Below are 19,590 nucleotides of genomic sequence, written 5' to 3'. Positions count from 1 at the left end.
TTGAGCAAGTGCTTGAACGCATGCCTTGGCCGGCTTGGCCGGCTCGACGACGACCTCGACCGGCAAAGCGCCCCTACCTGATGCCTGTGGCGGCTTAGCAACAATGGACCAAGGCATGATCAAGGCCCGGGTTTGCCCTTGCCGTCGGCTAGCGATTACAGTCATCTGACAAGGGTATTTTAGGTACTCCCACAGGGAATTTTTACCCCATCAGTTGCTCCAACTCATGGAATTCTGCCAACCGACAAAGGAATAACATCTATGCGCTATCTGCCGCTCGGTCGCACTGACCTCCGCGTAAGCGAACTCTGCCTGGGCACCATGACCTTTGGCGAACAAAACAGCGAGGCCGAGGCCTTCGAGCAGCTCGACTACGCACGCGAACAGGGCATTAACTTCATCGACACCGCTGAACTCTACCCCGTGCCACCGAACGGGGAAACTCAGGGGCGCACTGAACGCTACATCGGTCACTGGCTGAGTGAGCGTAAGGTACGTGACCAGGTGATTCTAGCCACCAAGGTGGTGGGAGCGGCGGACTGGATTCCCCATATCCGTAATGGCTCTGCGCGGCTGGATCGCGCCAACATCCAGCAGGCGCTCGATGCCAGCCTGAAGCGTTTGGAGACCGACTATGTGGATCTCTATCAGCTGCACTGGCCGGATCGGGAAACCAATTATTTCGGCAAACTGGGCTATGAGCCACCAGCGGAGGATCACAGCGTCCCGCTGCTGGAGACATTGCAAGCCCTGGATGAACTGGTCAAGGCCGGCAAAATCCGCCATGTCGGGTTGTCGAACGAAACGCCTTGGGGCACCATGCGCCTGCTGCAACTGGCCGAACAGCACGGCCTGCCACGCATGCAAAGCATCCAGAACCCCTACAGCTTGCTAAATCGCACCTTTGAAATCGGTCTGGCTGAAATCGCCCTGCAGGAGCAGTGCGGCCTGCTGGCTTATTCGCCCCTGGCTTTTGGTGTCCTGAGCGGCAAATATCTCAATGGCGCCCGCCCGCCCCAAGCACGCATCACGCTGTTCTCACGCTTCGACCGCTACTCCAATCCCCAGGCCGAGAAAGCAACCGCCGAATATTTCGCCATCGCCCGGCGCCACGGACTCGACCCGGCACAAATGGCGCTGGCCTGGGTCAACAGCCGGCCTTTCCTGACCTCTAACATCATCGGTGCCACCAGCCTGGAGCAGCTTAAGGCCAATATTGCCTCAGCCGAGCTACAACTGAGTGCCGACGTGATCGCGGAGATTGAAGCGGCGCATCGCGAGCAGCCCAATCCGAGTCCTTAGCCAGCCAAATAGCGAATGGACTCCCCGTTGCGGGGAGTCCGTTCAAATGAACGGTTACCAGAAGATTACCAGTAACAGAACCCCGTCATCAGTCGTCTTTCTTATCAGCGTCGGCGTCTTCACTGTCGTCTTTCATCTTGACGACGTCTTCATTTAGCTCCACATCCGCCTGCTCACGCAGCTCACCGAGCTTCTCAACCACCATCGTGCGCTTCAGCGAGACTTCCAGCTGCGGCTTCACGTCCTCGAAGCTGGGAGCTTCGGCTTCGCGCTCATCTTCGAGCTGAATGACATGCCAGCCGAACTGCGTCTTGACCGGTTCGGTGGTGAAGGTGCCCACTTCCATTTCTGCCACGGCATCGGCAAAGGGCTTGACCATCTGACGTGAATCGAACCAACCCAAATCGCCGCCTTTCTCAGCGGTGGGGCCGAGGGAGTTCTCTTCCGCCAGTTCCGCGAAGTTCTTGCCCTTTTTCTTCTTCAGCTGCTTGATGATGTCCTTGGCCTTGTCTTCGTCATCGAGCAGAATGTGGCGCGCTTTGTACTCAGTCCGCTGGGCCTGCTTGACGAATTCGTCATAGGCTTTCTTCAGATCATCCTCGCTCGGTTGCGCTTCCACGCCATAGGTTTCCAGCGCAGCGGCCGAGAGAATCATCATACGGCGCAGCTCAAGCGCGGCCTGCACCTCGCGATTCTCTTGCAGCTCCTGCTTCTCGGCCTGCTGCGAGGCGACGATCAGATTCAGGAATTCATTGAACGCGCGCTCCTGCATCTCCGGCGTATTCTGGTTGCCCTGCACGCGCTCGTTGTAAAACACGCGGAAGACATCCAGCGGATACTCAACCCCATTGACCGTGGCAATGACCGTATCGGAATCGGTTTCCGGGGCCTTATCGTCTTTGGCCATAGCCGCTCCGGTGCCCAGGGCAAGGGCGACGCAGAGCGGCAGAGTCTTGAGCAAGTTTTCAGAGAAATGAGTCATAGCATTTAGTCCTGCAAGAGTGGATGAAAGAGTGATGAAAGACACGAAAAATCCGGATCACAACGCACAAACCTGTGATTAAGCGCTGTGATCAAGCAATAGCTGCAATCAGCAAGGGGAACAACCTCAAGCCGGAAGCACCTTGACAAAGGGCTTGACGTCCACTTGCTGATAAACACCAGCGGCCACGTAGGGATCCTGGTCAGCCCAGTCGCGCGCAGCGGCAAGATCGGCAAACTCGGCCACCACCAGCGAGCCACTAAAACCGGCTTCCCCCGGATCAGCGGCATCCACGCTGGGATGAGGCCCCGCCAACACCAGCCGCCCTTCCGCTAGCAGGTGTTGCAGCCGTTCCAGATGCGCGGGCCGCGCGGCGCGGCGCGCACTGAGACTGCCCGGATGATCACGGGCGATAATTACGTATAGCAAAACGACTCTGCTCCAGCGATGACGGTTTTGTAATATTCCCCAACCCCTTACTCGCTAACCCTTGAATCGACCGGCTGATCCGCGTGATCCGCGCCGGCAGCGTCCTCGGCGTGGGGCATGTGACGGGTGAGATAAAACGCCTGAGCGACGACAAACGCCAGGGTCAGACCCATCATACCGAAGAGCTTGAAATTGACCCAGATCGCCTCGCTCGCCTGCGCATTTTCACAGAGCGCCAGCAAATCGCCGCTGAATGAGGTGGCGCATTGGGCCAGATCCATCGACCGCTCACCGCTGGCGGCAATAAAGGCCTGCTGAGCGGAAAAAAAGCCGCTGCCGACATAGACCACATAGAGGTTAATCAGCCCCACCAGTAGAAAAAAGCCCGCCCAGGCCCAGTTGAGCCGCCGCCAGACGGGATCTGGCACCTCCACCGCCGCGCCCATCATGCGCTGCGTCAGCGGCTGCTTTCCCACCCAAAAACTGCCGATAAAGACAGCGGCAAACAGCCAGTTGATAATGCTCGGCTTCCACATGACAAAGATAGGATCGCGCAGCGCCAGGGTCAGGCCGCCGAAAATCAGCAGCAGCACCAGGGTGGCCAGATGCATGGTCTCAACCCGGCCATGACGCCAGCGCATCCAGCCGACCTGTATGGCGGCCGCACTAATGGCCACCAGGGTCGCGGCATAGATGCCCGAGACCTTGTAAGCGACAAAAAACAGGATAACCGGCAGGAAATCAGCGAGAAATTTCATTACATTTGCCTTTGCAGTTGCTGGTGTCAGGCAGGCACGATCAGCCCACCATTGTATCAGCCTGGCCAGTCATTGCACGGCCTGAAACCCGCGCTCCGCCAAAACACGCGCTCAAAAGTTGACCGAATCGGTTAGACTTAAGGCATGGCTAAATCCCCCGATCTTCACACCCACTCCACCGCCTCGGATGGCACCCTGACGCCCGAGCAACTGGTGCAACGCGCGGCGGCGGCCGAGGTGCCCATGCTGGCGCTGACCGATCACGACACCCTGGCCGGCCTGGCCGAGGCGCAGCGCGCCGCCACCGCCGCTGGGCTGACACTGATCCCTGGGGTCGAGATCTCGGTGACCTGGAACCATCAAACCATTCACATTCTCGGCCTGGGGGTCGATCCCCAGAACCCGACGCTCAACACCGGACTCGCCGATCTGCGCGCCTTCCGGCAGTGGCGGGCACAGGAAATCGGCCGCCGACTCGACAAGGCCGGTTATGCACAAGCCTATGAAGGTGCCAAAGCCCTGTCGAACGGCACGCTGATCGGACGCACCCATTTCGCCCGCTTTCTGGTCACCCGGGGTGCCGCCGAGGATGTGCGCGGCATTTTTAAGCGTTTTCTGGTCAAGGGCAAACCCGGACATGTGCGCGGTCAGTGGGCTGAACTCGGCGCTGCGGTCAGCTGGATTCGCGCCGCCGGCGGTCAGGCGGTGATCGCGCACCCGGCGCGCTACGGCCTGACCCGCACCAAACTCCTGCGCCTGATCGGCGAATTTAAGGCCGCCGGCGGCAGCGGCCTTGAAGTTGTCTCCGGCAGTCACAGCCGTGATGAGTACTTCGTCTTTGCCCGTCATGCGCGCGAACAGGGCCTGCTGGCCTCAGCCGGTTCGGATTTTCACGGGCCGGAACAGCCCTGGATTGAACTGGGGCGCCTGCCGGCGCTGCCCGAGGGCTGCATTCCCATCTGGTCTGACTGGCTCCAAGCCTCCACACTGCCGACCGAGGCCGCTGCCTAAAGCATCCTGAACAGCCATGATCTTCCATTGACATGACCTGCCATTCAACAGCTTCCAACAGTAGTTCCCTCGCATGGCCCAGTTTTTTGACATCCATCCCGACAATCCACAGCCGCGACTGATTGAACAGGCGGTCGATATTTTTCGTGCCGGCGGCGTGGTCATCTATCCGACGGATACCTGCTACGCCCTAGGCTGCCACCTGGGCGACAAAGCAGCCATGGAGCGCATTCGCCGCATCCGCCGACTCGACGACAAGCATAATTTCACCCTGCTGTGCCGCGACCTGTCGGACATCGCCACCTATGCGCGCATCGACAATCAGGACTATCGGCAACTGAAATCCCTGACCCCCGGTCCCTACACCTTTGTTTACAAGGCCACCAAACAGGTGCCACGGCGTTTGCTACATCCCAAGCGCAAGGCCATCGGCATCCGGGTTCCGGACACCCCCATCTGTCGCGCCCTGCTCGGCGCCCTGGACGAACCCATCCTGAGCACCACGCTGATTCTGCCGGATGACAGCGATCCCCTGACCGATCCTTATGACATGCGCGAGATCCTGGGCCACTGCGTCGAGCTGATCATCGATGGCGGTTACTGTGGCACCGAGCCAACCACAGTGGTCGATATGACCGGCGACACCCCCGAACTCATGCGCGCCGGCAAGGGGTCCATCGACGCCCTCGGGCTCTGAGCGCTCGGGAGCACAGGTGGCGCCTCACCGGCGGTTACGTCTCGCCTGTTGGTCGTTCGCCTGCTCGACCAGGTGCCGCGTGGCCTGGTAGGACCGCTGACAGAATGCCCGAAAGGGTGCCTCTCGGGCCGCGACGGGCCAAACACCGGTCTTGGCGGTAAGCGGCCCGCCGTCCAGCTCATACTGGGCCAGGACGTCGATGTACGCCTTGCGATCACGCACGTCGATTACCACCGGCAGGTAGCCGGAACGCAGTACTGGGATGTTGCTCAGCAGGCGGGCTAGGCGCCCGTTGCCATCCCAGAACGGATGCACATGCACAAACCCCAGGTGCAACCGAGCATAGGCATCGACTGCGTCGGTTTCGCTTAAGTGTTCGCCAGCGAGCCTATTAAGCTCGGTCAGCCACTCGGCCATCAGCCCGGGCACGTCTTCGGGCGACGCGTATTCGATGAAGGTCTGGCGTCCCTCATTGGTCACCGCATAGGTACCGTTCGGCTCCAGCTTCCAGGCTCCATAGGGCTTATAGATGTCTGTGACGCTGGTTGATTGCACCGCCCGGTGCAACTCAAACAGATGCGCTTCGGTGACTGTCCCGTTCAGCCCCTGGTAGATCAGCTCGATGGCCCGCGCATGCCCCATGATCTCCTGGTGATCCTTCAACGGCTTACCGGAAACCGTCAGTCCCTCCTCAATGACAAACTTGGTCTCACCCAAAGTAAGGGTGTTGCCCTCAAGCGCGGTGGAACTATGGGTCCAGAGGTCGCGAATCTGATTCAACAACGACTGCTGGAGGTCGCGGTCGAGTCCTTGAAGTGCTTTGAGATTCATGACTGGAGGATGCTGTCCTTAAAACCATTCAGAGGTCGCCACCATTGGCCTTTCCATAGCCACCCCCCCCAGGCGTTTCAATAATCAGCGCATCACCCGCTTGCAATTCAATGTGCGCGGTGCTGTCCAATGGCTCCATTGCACCATCGGTGCGTTCCACACGGTTGCGCCCCACCTGCCCCGGCGCGCCGCCGGCCAGGCCATAGGGCGGCACCTGCCGATGACCGGACAGAATCGCCGCCTGCATGGGTTCTAAAAAGCGCAGTTTGCGTACCACCCCATGGCCACCGCGATAAACGCCCGAGCCGCCGCTGTTAGCGCGAATATGGAAATCTTCCACATGCACGGGAAACCGCCATTCGAGAATTTCGGGATCGGTGAGGCGGGAATTGGTCATGTGGGTGTGAACCGCATCGGCGCCATTGAAACCGTCACCCGCACCTGCGCCACCGCACAGGGTTTCGTAGTATTGATAACGTGCGTTACCAAAGGTCAGATTGTTCATGGTGCCTTGCGAGGCAGCCATCACGCCCAAGGCACCATACAGGGTATCGGTAACGTATTGCGAGGTTTCCACATTGCCCGCCACCACTGCCGCTGGATAGCGGGGATTGAGCAGACTGCCCTCCGGGATGCGAATCTCCAGCGGCTTCAAACAACCGGCATTGAGCGGGATATCCTCATCGACCAAGGTGCGAAACACATACAACACCGCCGCCTTGCACACCGAGGCTGGGGCGTTAAAGTTGTTGTCCTGCTGCGCCGAGGTGCCGGAAAAATCAATCAGCGCACAGCGCTCTGTGCTGTTAATAGCAATCCTGACTTGCACCACCGCGCCATTGTCCATTGCATAACGAAACTCGCCATCGCGACACTGACTGATCGCGCGACGCACCAATTCCTCGCCATGGTCTTGCACATGCTGCATATAAGCCTGGACCCGCTCCAAGCCAAATTGCTCGACCATCGCAAGCAGCTCGTGCATGCCTTTGGTATTGGCCGCGACTTGGGCGCGCAAATCGGCAAGATTTTGCTCGACATTGCGTACCGGATAGGGATGCTCAAGCAGCAATGCGCGGGTGTCATCTTCGCGCCACCGCCCGCGCTCCACCAATTTGAACAGATCGATCAAGACACCTTCCTGTTCAATGTGTTGACTGTGCGCGGGCATGGAACCGGGGGTGATGCCGCCAATATCAGCGTGATGGCCGCGTGAGGCAAGAAAAAACAGCGGCGCTGGTGCAGCAGAAAACACCGGGGTAATCACCGTCACATCTGGCAAATGGGTGCCGCCGCAATAGGGATTGTTAAGCATGAAGACATCGCCAACCTGAATCTCCTGCTCGCTGTCGAGCAAGGCGCGCACGCTGTCGCCCATGGAGCCAAGATGCACCGGCACATGAGGCGCATTGGCGATGAGCTGTCCGTGCGCATCGAACAGGGCGCAGGAAAAATCCAGGCGTTCCTTGATATTGACCGAATAGGCGGTATTTGCCAAAGTCGCGCCCATTTGCTCGGCAATCGACATGAACAGATTGCTGAAAATTTCCAGCATCACCGGATCCGCTGCGTCCTGGGTCATTGGCTTGCTTTGCTCAGTTTGCTCAGGATCAAATCCAGGCGATCTGTGATGGTGCCTTCCCAACCCGGTTCGATGATATTGGTACCCGTGCTGTCGAGAATCATGGCCGCCCCTTGTATGCGGGTGCCCGCTGGCAAACACTCGCGTTGATAAATTGGCGTCACATAGACGCTCTGGTCACAGACTATTTGCGTGTGGCCAAGCGGACAGGCTTCATCTTGTTGGAACGATGCCTGCGTTTGTTCGCGTGATGCCGGCAACCGCTTCGGTGGCGATTCACCAGGCTGCGAACCGGGGCTCCAAGCCACGGCTTCGACCCCCACCGTCGCCACCACCAGCGCTTTATCCTCTCTTACAAAGCCATAATGTTGCTGATGCACCTGCGCAAAGCCGGCTTCCAAGCCCTCTAAACCAGCAAAGGCCAGCGGCAAAGCCACATCCGTGCCTTGGTAACGCAATTGAATTTGTCGCTCAAGACGAATAGTTGCCGCGTCCTGGCCCTGCGCCTGCAATTCAGCCTGAGCGGCAGCGCCAAGCTCGGCATACAGCTCCTCCAACACCGGCATCAAGGCCGCATTCAATTCAGCTTCGACACTGAATTCACGCAGGCTGCGCAATGCGGCTTGTCCCATACCATAAGCGGAGAGCACGCCGGCATAGGGATGAATCAGGATGGTTTGTATCCCCAGTGCATCGGCGACACGGCAGGCATGTTGTCCACCAGCGCCACCAAAACAACATAACGTATACTGGCTGACATCATAGCCGTTTTGGGTGGAAATGCGCTTAATGGCATTGGCCATGTTATCCACCGCAATGCGCAAAAAACCTTCAGCCACCTGCTCGGCACTGTGGGTTGTTCCGGTCGCTTGACTCACCTGCTCGGCCAGCGCGGCAAAACGCTGCTTGACCAGGTCACTATCCAGGGGTTGATCCTGATTGGCACCAAAGACCTGCGGAAAAAAGCGCGCATCCAGCTTACCGAGCATGAGATTGCAATCGGTCAGAGTCAGCGCCCCACCCTGTCGGTAACAGGCCGGACCTGGATAGGCACCGGCGGAATCCGGCCCCACCCGGAACTTGATGCCATCGAAATGCAGCATTGAGCCCCCACCCGCCGCCACCGTGTGGATGTTCAGCATGGGCACCCGCATGCGCACACCAGCCACCTGGGTCTCGAAGCTGCGCTCCAATTCACCGGCATAATGTGACACGTCGGTGGAAGTGCCGCCCATGTCAAAACCGATTAACTTGTCAAAACCGGCAGCGGTGCCCACCTGCACCATGCCGATAATGCCACCGGCCGGACCGGATAAAATCGAGTCACGTCCTTGGAAACGCTGCGCATCGACCAGACCACCATTGGACTGCATGAAGCGCAACCGGGTCTTCCCCAGTGCTTGTGTCACAGCCTGCACATAACGCTTCAGCACCGGCGTCAGATAGGCATCCACCACTGTGGTATCACCACGCGAGACCAGTTTAATCAGCGGGCTTGTCTGGTGTGAGGTGGAAATTTGGGTAAAACCGATGTCTTGCGCTAAGGCGGCAATCTGTTGCTCGTGTTGCCAATGGCGATAGCCATGCACACAGACGATTGCAATACTGCGCAGCCCGCTGTCATACGCCTGCTGCAATGCCGCACGGGTGCGATCAATATTCAGCGGTTTTAACACCTTCCCCTGTGCATCAACACGCTCTTCGATTTCGATAACTTGTTGATACAGCGGCGCTGGCAATTGAATATGGCGGGCAAAAATCTTCGGCCGATGTTGATAAGCAATCTGGAGCGCATCACCAAACCCCTGAGTAATCGCCAGCAATACCGGTTCGCCGGTGCGTTCCAGCAGCGCATTGGTGCCGATGGTGGTTCCCATGCGCACCTCGCTGATCCTGGACGCCGGGATGGGTTGCGCAGCACTCAAGTCCAGCACATCACGGATGCCTTGCAGCGCGGCATTATCATAGTGGGCGGGATTTTCCGACAGCAGTTTATGGGTCAGCAAATGCCCGTCGGGATGACGTGCAATGACATCGGTGAAAGTACCGCCACGATCAATCCAGAATTGCCAGGTTGTTTGTTGCATTTCAGACCGCCATTCCAATTCGGCACTCGCCCGATTCGACCCTTGCACTCACAGCTCTACGGGTTGATTACTGCCACCGACCAAGAACACCAGTGGAGGCTTGCTGGCCGCCAGCAGGGCGCGATATTGAGTCATCAGATCATCAGGCATACAACAACTTTAAGATTGTGAAAATTTTGTGACCGCAATCTCACTTTAACCGCGCAAACTCGACTATGCTGGAGCTATTAGGGAAGGCACCTGCTGCACGATCATTCCAACGCATTGGCCATTCAACGTGTCAATAAGCAGCGCTCCGACCGGCCAGGCGCCATGCCAACCACTCACGCCCACAGGGGCGCAGAACAATGTATAAATGGCTGATTAAACAAGACCGCCCCAATGGGGGCATCCTGAGCTTTGCAGGCACGCATGCCTTTGAGACCCAATGGATACTAAGTGCCGATCCACCCATCACTGACAGCCCCCAAGCAACGTCCGCCCCCCAGGAGGATGACCACTACTGGTTCCGCACAGGTGACGATGACGATGATATTGTCGTCGAATTCTACAACCTGCACTGGCATAAGGCTCCGCCTGATCCCAAACGCGCCGCACGCCTGCTGGCCCATGCGGTCAACGCAATCAACGCCCAGACCGGCGAGCGGTTCTGAAATCAAAACGATGGGTTTTCGCTTGCGTCGCTGGTGGGATAGTTTCTAGCGCGCCAGCGCCAGCAAGGCCTCCAGATCGAGATTGGCTTCGATGTGATCGGCCAGTTCATCAAGCGCGGCTTCGATGCGGGCAATGAAGTCTAGCTGCGCCGCCCGCGCACCCACTTGTTCCAGCCAGTGAGCACGGAAACTGTCGCTGGAAAAGAGCCCATGCACATAGCCGCCCATCACCCGCCCATCGGCGGACATGGCACCTTCCGGCCGACCATCGCCACTGGCCTCACTCCCAGCCGCCGTTAAGCGCAGCCAGGGCTGCTCCAGCGCCGGGCCGCTGCTGCGCCCCATGTGCATCTCATAGCCGCTCAGCGCACAACCACTGCCCAGCTCAGTGCCATCAATCTCCAGCAGCCGTTTCTCAGAACTAATTTCCGTAACCATGTCGAGCAAGCCCAAGCCAGGCGTGTCACCCGGTTCACCTTCAATCCCAAGCGGGTCGCGCACCAGCCGTCCCAGCATCTGAAACCCGGCACAGAGCCCCAGCACCCGCCCGCCACGACGCACATGGGCAAGGATATCGATGTCCCAGCCCTCGCGACGCAGGGTGGCGAGATCGGCGCGGGTGGCCTTGGAACCGGGCAGTATCACCACATGAGTATCAGCCGGCAGTGGCTGACCGGATTGCAGCCAGCGCAGATCCACGCCCGGTTCGGCCGCCAAGGGGTCAAGATCGTCAAAATTGGCCACCCGTGACAAACGCGGCACGGCGATTTTTAGCGCCCCAGCGCCGGACCAATCCTGTTCGGCTGGACGTTCCAGTGCCAGCGAATCCTCGGCCGGTAGGCGCGAGGCACCCTCGAACCAGCGCAGCACGCCGAGAAAAGGCCAGCCGGTGTGGGCGGTAATGGTCTCGCAGGCCGGCTCAAACAAGGAAAAATCACCGCGAAACTTATTGACCAGATAGCCCACCACCCGCTCGCGATCGGCCTGATCGAGCAGCAGCCAAGTGCCGACCAGCGAGGCCATGGTGCCGCCCTTATCGAGATCGCCCACCACCACCACCGGCACGCCGGCGCGCTCGGCAAAGTGCATGTTGGTAATGTCGCAGTGGCGCAGATAGATCTCGGCACCACTGCCCGCCCCTTCCACCAGCACCAGATCGGCTTCTGCGCACAGACGCTCGAAGGAATCCAGCACCGCTGGCATGAGTCCCTGACGCATTTCGTGATACACCCGCGCCGGACAGTTGCCAAGCGCACGCCCGCGCAAGACCACCTGGGAACCGATATTGGTCTGCGGCTTGAGTAGCACCGGATTCATATGAATCGACGGTGGCACCCCACAAGCCCGGGCTTGCAGCGCTTGGGCGCGACCAATCTCACCGCGCGAGCGTTCGCCATCCGCTCCCGGCGCAGCATCGCTATCCTCAGTCACGGCCGCATTGTTGCTCATGTTCTGCGCCTTGAACGGGCGCACTACCAGTCCGCGCCGCGCATAGGCCCGGCACAGCCCCGCCACCAGCAGACTTTTGCCGACATCAGACGCCGTACCCTGAATCATGAGTGACTTCGCGCGCCTGGGGCCATGGTTGGCAAGCGGCGGCAGGTCGAGCTTAATGGAAGGAGCCTGGCTGGAAGACGATGGATCGGATGGATCGTTACGTGGATCTGACATTAAATCACAACACCCCTTTGTTCTTAGTCCGTACCCGGGCATACAAATCCTCCATCACCTCGACAAAGGAGTTCCCGCGCGGCCAAAAGCCTGGGAAATCGCCGGCCTTGCGAACCAGAATACCTGACACCACCGGCGGCGTCGCCGGTTCGATCTCGGCGGGCAGGCGCCGGCCGCCGTTCCAAAACTCCCGATAGCCAGGTACGCTGGTGGCGGCCCGGGGGCGGGTAAAGAACGACTCGGCCGGTTCCAGCACTGCGGCCTGCTCGTCCATCATCGCCACCAGTGCCTGGCCCAAAGGTGTGGCACTTAATCCCTGATGCAAACGCTCGCGCGAGAGTCCGCGCAACTCAAACAGCAGAAAGGGATCGCTGTCGAGCATCCCGGCCAGGCGGTAATAGACCCCGGCGATGTGCTTGCAGGGATTGGCATAGTCCGGACAGGAGCATTCCGTCTGGGCAAAATCCTGGCGACTGTGCGGCAACAGATGCAGGCGCAGACCCGCAAAGACTTCATCGATGCGCTCCGGCATCTCGCCCATCAGCAGTTGCGAAACCAGTGCGGCATTACTGCCCAGTTTGGTGATCGCCTGGGTCCACTCCTTGTCCGGAATGTCAGTCAGGCGCAGCTGCACCTGGTATTTCGGCTCTTTATACACGCCAAAATAGGGGTTGACGTTACCGCGCACCGTGGCACTCACCAGCGCCTGCTTGATGTCAAAGCTCAGGATGCGGCTGTCGCTACTGTAGCCGCGCCCGCGTTGCAAACGCCCGCTGTCCATGCAGCCCTCAAGTGCGGCGATGAACAGCTGTCCCCACCAGGATTTGCTCTGTTGTGCCATGAGTCAGTCCACCACTGCATCGCGATTGAGCTGGATGAGCGATTTGAAGCGCTCGTTGTCGAGTTGAGCGAGCCAGGATTCGTCGTTGCCAACAATAGCACCGGCCAGCGCCTGCTTGCTGCGAATCATCTCGTCGATGCGCTCTTCCAGGGTGCCCAGAGTCACCATCTTATGCACAAAGACCGTCTTCTCCTGCCCGATACGGAAGGCGCGATCACTGGCCTGATCCTCGACCGCCGGATTCCACCAGCGGTCGAAGTGAAACACATGGTTGGCCTTGGTTAGGGTAATGCCCACACCGCCGGCCTTGAGCGACAGCACAAACACCGACGGCTCGGTATCCGGATCCTGAAAGCGGGCGATCATCTCCTCGCGGCGCTTGCGTGAGGTACCGCCATGCAGATAGAAGCTGTTAAAGCGCCAGTCCTGGCGCAACAGCCGTTCCAGAGCGGCCCCGACTTCGGTGAACTGGCTGAAAATCAGCACACTGTCGCCCTCGGCCATGACTTCTTCGAGCATCTCGTGCAGGCGTTGCAGCTTGTGCGAGCGTTCAGCACTGAAGGGGCTGCCGTCCTGCAGGAATTGCGCGGGATGATTGCAAATCTGCTTCAGGCGCATCAGGGTGGAGAGCATCAGTCCCTGGCGTTCAATACCTTCCTTCTCCTCCAGATCACGCTCGACCTCGCGCACCACACTTTCATAGAGTGCGGCCTGCTCGCGTCCGAGATTGCAGTATTGAATCGCCTCAATCTTATCCGGTAAATCGTGAATGATGGCCTTGTCGGTCTTAACCCGGCGCAGGATAAAGGGCTCGACCAGGCGCTTGAGGGTGGCCGTCTTCACCGGGTCCTGGTCGCGTTGCACCGGCAGCTCGAAGCCTTTGCGAAAACGCGCCTGGGTGTCGAGATAACCGGGATTGAGGAAATGCAGGATGGACCAGAGATCCATCAGCCGGTTCTCGACCGGGGTGCCAGTCAACGCGAGGCGATGAGTGGCGCGCAGCTTGCCGATGGACTTGGTCTGGGCCGCCTTGGGGTTCTTGATGTTCTGCGCCTCATCAAGCACCACCCGATGCCAGTGAATCGCAGCCAGCAATGGCTGGTCGCGCCGCGCCAGGGCGAAGGAGGTAATCACCAGCACCTGATCCGCCACGGCTTGCTTAAACGCCTTGGCGTCGCTGGCGCGATCCGTGCCATGATGAATCAGCACTGACAGCTGCGGAGCGAAGCGCTCGACCTCCTTGCGCCAGTTGCCGATGACCGAAGTCGGCGCGATCAACAAGGTGGGGCCGGGTGCACTGTCGTTGCCCTCTCTAGTACCCGCCTCGCGCTCGCGCACCAGCCGGGCGATGACCTGCATAGTTTTGCCCAGGCCCATGTCATCGGCCAGACAGCCATTGAGGCCGAGGCGTTCAAGAAACTCGATCCAGGCCACCCCGCGCTTTTGGTAATCGCGCAGTTCGGCGTTCAGGCCGGGCAACTCGGCGATGGGTTCCAGCTGGCTACGATCGCGCAACCGCTCCAGCATCTCGGCCAGGGCATCGTCGCGTTCAACCTCGAACAGATCATCGCTCGCGGTGCGTTGCAGCAGCGACTGCAAATCCATCTGGGTGTTTTCCTGGCCATGCTCGCGCCAAAAGCGCAGCATCTCCTGCATCTGTTCGCGATCCAGCTCCACCCATTGGCCGCGAAAGCGCACCAGGGGCGTTTTGGCGGCGACCAATTGCTCCCATTCCTCTTCACTGACCGTCTCACCACCGATGGCGAGCTGATAGCTGTAGCGAGTCAGATTCTCCAGGCTCAGGATGCCAGTCCCGGCCGCGCTGCCGGAGGCCTTCTCGCGCGGTTGGCCTGAGCGCAGCCGGATGCGCACCCGCTGGCGCCCCTTGGGGGTCCACCAGGCCGGCACAATGACCTTAAAGCCAGCATCCTCCAGAATCCAGGCATCTTCCTTGAGAAAGCGGAAGGCACCCTCCAGATCGAGCGTCACCGACTGCGGTGTTGCGGTATCGAGTCCCGCCCACAAACTGGGCAGCATGCGCGCGGCCAGTCCCAGGTCCAGCAGTACCTGGGTCTCGAAATCAGCCCCGAGCGCTTGGCGCGCCGGCTTGCGTTCAGCGGCGGGCAAGGCCCAATACTCCGCCAGCGCCAGGCGCCGGGAAGGGTCATCTTTGGGCACGGCGACAAACTCAAGTGCCCAGTCATTGTCCATTTCAGCCTGAGGCTCGATCAATCGGAAGCCCAGCGTAAAGGAGGTATCGCGCCCGCTGCCCTGAATACGCTGCCGCCACAGGTGCCAGTGCTGATAGTCCTCCAGCCCGACACCGGGCGCCGGCCAGGGTCGCACCGCCGGCTCCGAGGCCAGACAGGTCTCCAGCAGGCTACCCTGGACGCGCTTAGCAAAGCTGGCGGGAATGACCAGGTTGCGCAGTGTCTGATCAAGCAGCACCTCGCTGACATGGCGCAGCAGGGATTCCGGTTCGATCAGCCCCTCCGTGCCAGCCGCACAGGCTGCCGGCATCGATTCAACCGCATCACGGATCAGCTGTTCATAGTCTTCCGAAGCCCAGGCCCAGCCGCCATGGATTTCATACGGTGGCAACTTGCGTTTGCCCTTGGGAGGTGGCGGCTGACGATAGACCAGCGCGGGAAGATAGCGGTCGCGCACCAGCAACCGCTTGAGATTCTGCGTCAGCCAATACCAGAACAGAAAATCCCCACCCGGCTCCAGTTCCTCAGCCTGATAAAAGGCCAGAAAATGCATATCGGCCAGCTGTTTGATCGGATGCTCCAGCCGATAGCTTTCGACGTCCCAGGGCTGAAGCTCAACCGAATCGCTGGTATCGTTCTCAAATGGCTCCGGCCAGGATTTGGCTAGCTGTGGCGACGGCAGGGGTGCACCTGCCGCACTCGGCAACCACAAACGCTGAGTTGTCAGTGTCGGCTTGCGATTGCCCGAGCCCGACTTGGGCATCAGACCCAGGTCACTCAGCAGCTCAGGCCAGCCTTGGCCCGGCAACTGCCAAGGATGAGGCGCGGATTGATCAGCCACCCGGCGCTTGGCACGGCTGGAACCTGCGCCACTGTCAAAAGCAACGCCAGCAGACGGCAAAGTCTCCACCCACAGCCAAACCGCGCCGCTTTGTACAAAGTCAGCAGCTGCATTATCTCTGGAAGGCTCTGGCCGCCAAAAGGCATGGAGTACCCGCATTCGCTTTATCCCGTATTTGGTCAATACCCACTCGAATATCGGCAGGTGGTTGAAGTTTTGGCATTGTAGTGGCGCGCCACATCCCCGACCATCGCACAAAGCTTGGTGCTCATGCTAGGCTATGACAACTAAGGCGTTCAACCCATTCACGTTTTTCGCCGCTGCAGCGGTGGCGGCAATGTTCACACGAGTTCATGATGGCCAAATGTCCTGTTTGCAACACACGAAAAGCCAAAAGAAAATGTCTGATCACCGATCAAGGCGAGATATGCAGCCTGTGCTGCGCTGAGACGCGCCAGGCTGAGACGTGCAGTGAATGCAGCTATTATCAGCCACCGCAGGTCACGCGCAAATACTCTGAAGTGCCGCGCTATACGCCGGCACGCATGGAGATGGATCTTGACTTGACTGACCATTCCAATGCGATTGAAGGCGCACTGGGGGCCTTCGATCACGAGAAGCACAAGGAAATCAAAGACGAGGTGGCCATTGCAATCCTGGAGAAACTGCTCGACAAATACTATTTTAAGGACGCCGAGATTATCTTTGCGGATGCGCTGGTCAAGGAAGGGTTTGCACAAGTGGATCATGCCATTCAGAAGGATTTGGCTGATGTTGATCCTGACGTGCTGATTCGAGTGCTCGGAGTAATACACTTTGTTGCCAAGCGCAGAACCCGGGGCCGACGCGAATACCTGAAAGTTGTCGAGCAATACGTCGGCATGCGGGCCGGACCTGGGATGCGTTTATTGCAGCAGCCCAAAAAGCTGTTTGGCCGCCTGTTTTAAGCGCGCTGAGCGCCTGTCTATACTTCATGTTCGGCGCAGGAGCTTGCACTGGCGTCCGGCGGCATCCAGCGTTGGATGAGAGGCTCAACCCAGTGGGGGTATTGTCGGTGCAGCCGCACGGCTAGTTCGCGCGCGATGCGCACCAGCTTGATGTCACGCATCGGGTCAGCCAGACGCAGCCGTGCCTGCCCGGATTGCCGGGTGCCAAGCACTTCTCCGGCCCCACGCAGGCGCAGGTCAGCATCGGCGATTTGAAAGCCGCTGCTTTCCTCACGCAGCATTTTCAGCCGCGCAAACGCCTGGGGCGTCAAGGGCGGGTGATAGAGCAGCAGGCACACACTCGCGACCGGACCACGCCCGACCCGTCCGCGCAGCTGATGCAGTTGCGCCAGCCCCAGACGTTCCGGGTTCTCGATAATCATCAGGCTGGCGTTGGGCACATCCACCCCGACCTCAATCACTGTGGTGGCGACCAGCACATGCAGGTCTCCGGCGGCGAAGGCGCTCATCACCGGTTCGCGCTCGGCGGGTTTCATGCGCCCATGAACCAGACCAATGTGCTGCGCGGGCAACTCTTGGGTGAGTTCGGCGGCGGCGTCCTCGGCGGCCTGGCATTGCAGGGCTTCGGATTCCTCAACCAGGGTGCAGACCCAATAGGCTTGACGGCCGCTGGCACAGGCTGAACGCAGGCGCGCCATGACCTCGGCGCGGCGGGTATCGGGAACGGCGATGGTTTGAATCGGTTGGCGTCCCGGCGGCAGTTCGTCGATGATCGACAGATCCAGATCCGCATAGGCCGTCATTGCCAACGAGCGCGGAATGGGGGTGGCGGTCATAATCAGCTGATGCGGCAAACGCCCGTCCTGCTGACCCTTTTCGCGCAACCGCAGTCGCTGATGCACACCAAAGCGATGCTGCTCATCAATGATGACCAGTCCCAGGCGGTCAAACTGAACCGCGTCCTGAAACAGCGCATGGGTGCCCACAATCAGCGGCGCCGCGCCGCTGGCCAGGGCGTGCAGAATACCGGCGCGTTCGGTGCCCTTGTGCCGCCCCGCCAGCCACAGGGGTTCAATCCCGAGCGGTGCGAACCAACGCTGGAAGCTGCGGCGGTGCTGCTCAGCAAGCAGCTCGGTGGGCGCCATCAGGGCCACCTGGGCGCCGGATTCCAACGCCTGAGCAGCGGCAAAGGCCGCGACCAGAGTCTTGCCAGAGCCGACATCGCCCTGCAACAGCCGCAGCATGGGTCGCGGCGCAGCCAGATCGGCGGCAATCTCCGCCAGCACCCGCGTCTGTGCGCCGGTCAGCTCAAAGCCGACCCCCTGATGCAGGGCGGCGCGCAGCTCACCCGTACCGGGCAGCGGCCTGGCTCCCAGTCCCCGCAGCTGATCGCGAAACACCCGCAGGGCGAGTTGCTGCGCGATCAGTTCCTCCAGCGCCAGGCGCTGAAAGGCCGGATGGCGGCGTTCGAGCAACGCATCGGTGGACGTTTGCGGCGGCGGGCGATGCAGACTATGCAGAGCCTCGCTCAGCGGCGGTAAGCCCAGCGGATGCAGCCAAGCCTCTGGCAGCAGAGCGGGCAGGCACTCGGGGTGCGCGTGCAGCCAGGCAAGACTTTGCTCAATCAGAGAGCGCCAGAGCGTCTGACTGACGCCCTGCGTGGTGGGATACACCGGCGTCAGCGCTGCTGCGGCGGCGGCTTCAGCATCAGGCGCGGTGGTGTCTGCAACGGCGGAGTCGGTGGCACCCTCGGTATCGGCGGCGCTCTCCTGGAAGTCCAGCTCGGGATGAATCATCTCCAGTCCCTTGGGCCCGGAGCGCACCTCACCGAAACAGTACAGCAGCCCCCCCGGTTGAAAGCGCTGCCGCAGTGACTGACTGAAATAAAAAAATCTCAGCCACAAAGACGCGCCGGTGTTCGTCCCCGTTGCAACCCCACCTTCAACCCCAACAGCAGCCTCAGTCTCCACCTCCGCCAAGGCCACCAGGAGCGCGCGGCGGCGGCCCTGATGGATGTCAGCGGATAGAATGCGCCCTTTCACCAGCGCGTCTTCCCCTGGCCGCAGCTCAGCGATGCGTCGGGCGCGGGTGCGATCCTGATAGCGCAGCGGTAAATGCAGCAGCAGATCCGCGACGCTGTGCAGGCCCAGATGCGCCAGTCGCTCGGTGATGCGCGGCCCGGCGCCACGCAGCCGCTCAATTGGAAGCCTGGTGAAATCCCCCGACGGCGGCTGGATCGCGGTCATCAGCGTTGCCGTGCCGCCTGCTTTCAACCCCACCGAAGACAACCGGAGCCTGTAACGCGATGATTTCTCAACAACACCTCGTCATCCCCACCCGCGGACGCGGGCTGTATCGCATCGACGACCAATTCGCGCCGCTGATTCGTGACAGCGGTATCGGGATTGGTCTGTGTCATGTTTTTGTGCGCCACACCAGCGCTTCGCTGCTGATCTGCGAGAATGCCGACCCGCAGGTCGGTCGCGATCTGGAGGCGTTTCTGGCGCGCCTGGTGCCCGATGGTGACCCGCTGTTCGGGCACAGTGACGAAGGCCCGGACGATATGCCAGCGCATATTCGCGCGGTGCTGACGACCATGGATCTTAGCCTGCCCATTGTTGACGGGCGTTGCGGACTGGGCACCTGGCAGGGTGTCTATCTGTACGAACATCGCACTCAGGCTCATTCGCGGCGCATCTGTGTCACCCTGAGCGGGGAGCGCAGCTAAGCTAAGCCCACCCCACCCCA

The 19,590-nt window shown here is 60.1% G+C and carries 14 protein-coding genes and 1 pseudogene; 6 read left to right on the top strand and 9 right to left on the bottom strand.

Annotated features, from left to right (window positions below):
- Nucleotides 1-261: 261 nt before the first annotated feature.
- The gene (locus tag CKO36_RS15285; protein ID WP_200285309.1) at nucleotides 262-1,302 is read left to right on the top strand and encodes an NADP(H)-dependent aldo-keto reductase; all 1,041 of its coding nucleotides are present in this window, start codon (nucleotides 262-264) and stop codon (nucleotides 1,300-1,302) included.
- 88 nt (nucleotides 1,303-1,390) lie between these two features.
- Here CKO36_RS15285 and CKO36_RS15280 read toward each other — a convergent pair whose 3' ends face one another.
- The 3 genes from CKO36_RS15280 to CKO36_RS15270 all read right to left on the bottom strand — a co-directional run bounded on the left by CKO36_RS15280 (nucleotide 1,391) and on the right by CKO36_RS15270 (nucleotide 3,471).
- Nucleotides 1,391-2,284 carry a peptidylprolyl isomerase gene (locus CKO36_RS15280; protein WP_200285307.1) on the bottom strand — a complete coding sequence of 298 codons (894 nt, stop codon included), beginning with the start codon at nucleotides 2,282-2,284 and terminating at the stop codon, nucleotides 1,391-1,393.
- 126 nt (nucleotides 2,285-2,410) lie between these two features.
- Entirely contained in the window at nucleotides 2,411-2,713 is a 303-nt protein-coding gene (locus CKO36_RS15275; RefSeq protein WP_200285306.1) for a YciI family protein, read from the bottom strand.
- A gap of 47 nt (nucleotides 2,714-2,760) precedes the next feature.
- A complete protein-coding gene (locus tag CKO36_RS15270; RefSeq protein WP_200285304.1) occupies nucleotides 2,761-3,471 on the bottom strand; it encodes an inner membrane-spanning protein YciB in 711 nt (236 codons plus the stop codon).
- Nucleotides 3,472-3,615: 144 nt separating this feature from the next.
- Here CKO36_RS15270 and CKO36_RS15265 point away from each other — a divergent pair, with 144 nt between their 5' ends.
- Nucleotides 3,616-4,482 carry a PHP domain-containing protein gene (locus CKO36_RS15265; RefSeq protein ID WP_200285302.1) on the top strand — a complete coding sequence of 289 codons (867 nt, stop codon included), beginning with the start codon at nucleotides 3,616-3,618 and terminating at the stop codon, nucleotides 4,480-4,482.
- A gap of 73 nt (nucleotides 4,483-4,555) precedes the next feature.
- Entirely contained in the window at nucleotides 4,556-5,179 is a 624-nt protein-coding gene (locus tag CKO36_RS15260; protein ID WP_200285300.1) for an L-threonylcarbamoyladenylate synthase, read from the top strand.
- Between the two features lie 24 nt (nucleotides 5,180-5,203).
- On the opposite strand, the gene CKO36_RS15255 is transcribed toward CKO36_RS15260, so the two are convergent.
- Both CKO36_RS15255 and CKO36_RS20510 read right to left on the bottom strand, forming a co-directional pair.
- Nucleotides 5,204-6,010: a Fic family protein gene (locus tag CKO36_RS15255; RefSeq protein ID WP_200285298.1), complete on the bottom strand. Its 807-nt coding sequence runs from the start codon at nucleotides 6,008-6,010 to the stop codon at nucleotides 5,204-5,206.
- 28 nt (nucleotides 6,011-6,038) lie between these two features.
- Nucleotides 6,039-9,679, bottom strand: a pseudogene (locus CKO36_RS20510) (hydantoinase B/oxoprolinase family protein).
- 347 nt (nucleotides 9,680-10,026) lie between these two features.
- Here CKO36_RS20510 and CKO36_RS15245 point away from each other — a divergent pair.
- The gene (locus CKO36_RS15245; RefSeq protein WP_200285296.1) at nucleotides 10,027-10,332 is read left to right on the top strand and encodes a hypothetical protein; all 306 of its coding nucleotides are present in this window, start codon (nucleotides 10,027-10,029) and stop codon (nucleotides 10,330-10,332) included.
- 45 nt (nucleotides 10,333-10,377) lie between these two features.
- On the opposite strand, the gene CKO36_RS15240 is transcribed toward CKO36_RS15245, so the two are convergent.
- From CKO36_RS15240 to CKO36_RS15230, 3 genes are read right to left on the bottom strand one after another with little or no spacing between them, the layout of a single operon-like run.
- A complete protein-coding gene (locus CKO36_RS15240) occupies nucleotides 10,378-12,003 on the bottom strand; it encodes a cobyric acid synthase (RefSeq protein ID WP_200285295.1) in 1,626 nt (541 codons plus the stop codon).
- 4 nt (nucleotides 12,004-12,007) lie between these two features.
- The gene (locus CKO36_RS15235) at nucleotides 12,008-12,844 is read right to left on the bottom strand and encodes an SWIM zinc finger family protein (RefSeq protein ID WP_200285293.1); all 837 of its coding nucleotides are present in this window, start codon (nucleotides 12,842-12,844) and stop codon (nucleotides 12,008-12,010) included.
- A gap of 3 nt (nucleotides 12,845-12,847) precedes the next feature.
- Entirely contained in the window at nucleotides 12,848-15,964 is a 3,117-nt protein-coding gene (locus CKO36_RS15230; protein ID WP_338053499.1) for a DEAD/DEAH box helicase, read from the bottom strand.
- 452 nt (nucleotides 15,965-16,416) lie between these two features.
- On the opposite strand from CKO36_RS15230, the gene CKO36_RS15225 reads away from it, so the two are divergent.
- A complete protein-coding gene (locus tag CKO36_RS15225; RefSeq protein WP_200285289.1) occupies nucleotides 16,417-16,842 on the top strand; it encodes a hypothetical protein in 426 nt (141 codons plus the stop codon).
- Between the two features lie 17 nt (nucleotides 16,843-16,859).
- Here the strand turns inward: CKO36_RS15225 and recG are convergent, their stop codons facing one another.
- Nucleotides 16,860-19,088: an ATP-dependent DNA helicase RecG gene (recG, locus tag CKO36_RS15220; protein WP_200285287.1), complete on the bottom strand. Its 2,229-nt coding sequence runs from the start codon at nucleotides 19,086-19,088 to the stop codon at nucleotides 16,860-16,862.
- Nucleotides 19,089-19,147: 59 nt separating this feature from the next.
- On the opposite strand from recG, the gene CKO36_RS15215 reads away from it, so the two are divergent.
- Nucleotides 19,148-19,570, top strand: coding sequence for a secondary thiamine-phosphate synthase enzyme YjbQ (locus tag CKO36_RS15215; protein ID WP_200285285.1), 423 nt, complete (start codon nucleotides 19,148-19,150; stop codon nucleotides 19,568-19,570).
- Nucleotides 19,571-19,590: the final 20 nt, after the last annotated feature.

Source organism: Rhabdochromatium marinum, assembly GCF_016583795.1.
GTDB lineage: Bacteria > Pseudomonadota > Gammaproteobacteria > Chromatiales > Chromatiaceae > Rhabdochromatium > Rhabdochromatium marinum.
The sequence above is the reverse complement of the archived record's forward strand: the minus strand, read 5'-3'. Positions and strand labels throughout refer to the sequence as shown.

Bases quoted from the DNA above. Each gene is read 5' to 3' on its own strand.
- CKO36_RS15285 (WP_200285309.1), top strand. From the start codon at position 262: ATGCGCTATCTGCCGCTCGGTCGCACTGACCTCCGCGTAAGCGAACTC.
- CKO36_RS15280 (WP_200285307.1), bottom strand. From the start codon at position 2,284: ATGACTCATTTCTCTGAAAACTTGCTCAAGACTCTGCCGCTCTGCGTC.
- CKO36_RS15270 (WP_200285304.1), bottom strand. From the start codon at position 3,471: ATGAAATTTCTCGCTGATTTCCTGCCGGTTATCCTGTTTTTTGTCGCT.
- CKO36_RS15265 (WP_200285302.1), top strand. From the start codon at position 3,616: ATGGCTAAATCCCCCGATCTTCACACCCACTCCACCGCCTCGGATGGC.
- CKO36_RS15260 (WP_200285300.1), top strand. From the start codon at position 4,556: ATGGCCCAGTTTTTTGACATCCATCCCGACAATCCACAGCCGCGACTG.
- CKO36_RS15255 (WP_200285298.1), bottom strand. From the start codon at position 6,010: ATGAATCTCAAAGCACTTCAAGGACTCGACCGCGACCTCCAGCAGTCG.
- CKO36_RS15245 (WP_200285296.1), top strand. From the start codon at position 10,027: ATGTATAAATGGCTGATTAAACAAGACCGCCCCAATGGGGGCATCCTG.
- CKO36_RS15240 (WP_200285295.1), bottom strand. From the start codon at position 12,003: ATGTCAGATCCACGTAACGATCCATCCGATCCATCGTCTTCCAGCCAG.
- CKO36_RS15235 (WP_200285293.1), bottom strand. From the start codon at position 12,844: ATGGCACAACAGAGCAAATCCTGGTGGGGACAGCTGTTCATCGCCGCA.
- recG (WP_200285287.1), bottom strand. From the start codon at position 19,088: ATGACCGCGATCCAGCCGCCGTCGGGGGATTTCACCAGGCTTCCAATT.
- CKO36_RS15215 (WP_200285285.1), top strand. From the start codon at position 19,148: ATGATTTCTCAACAACACCTCGTCATCCCCACCCGCGGACGCGGGCTG.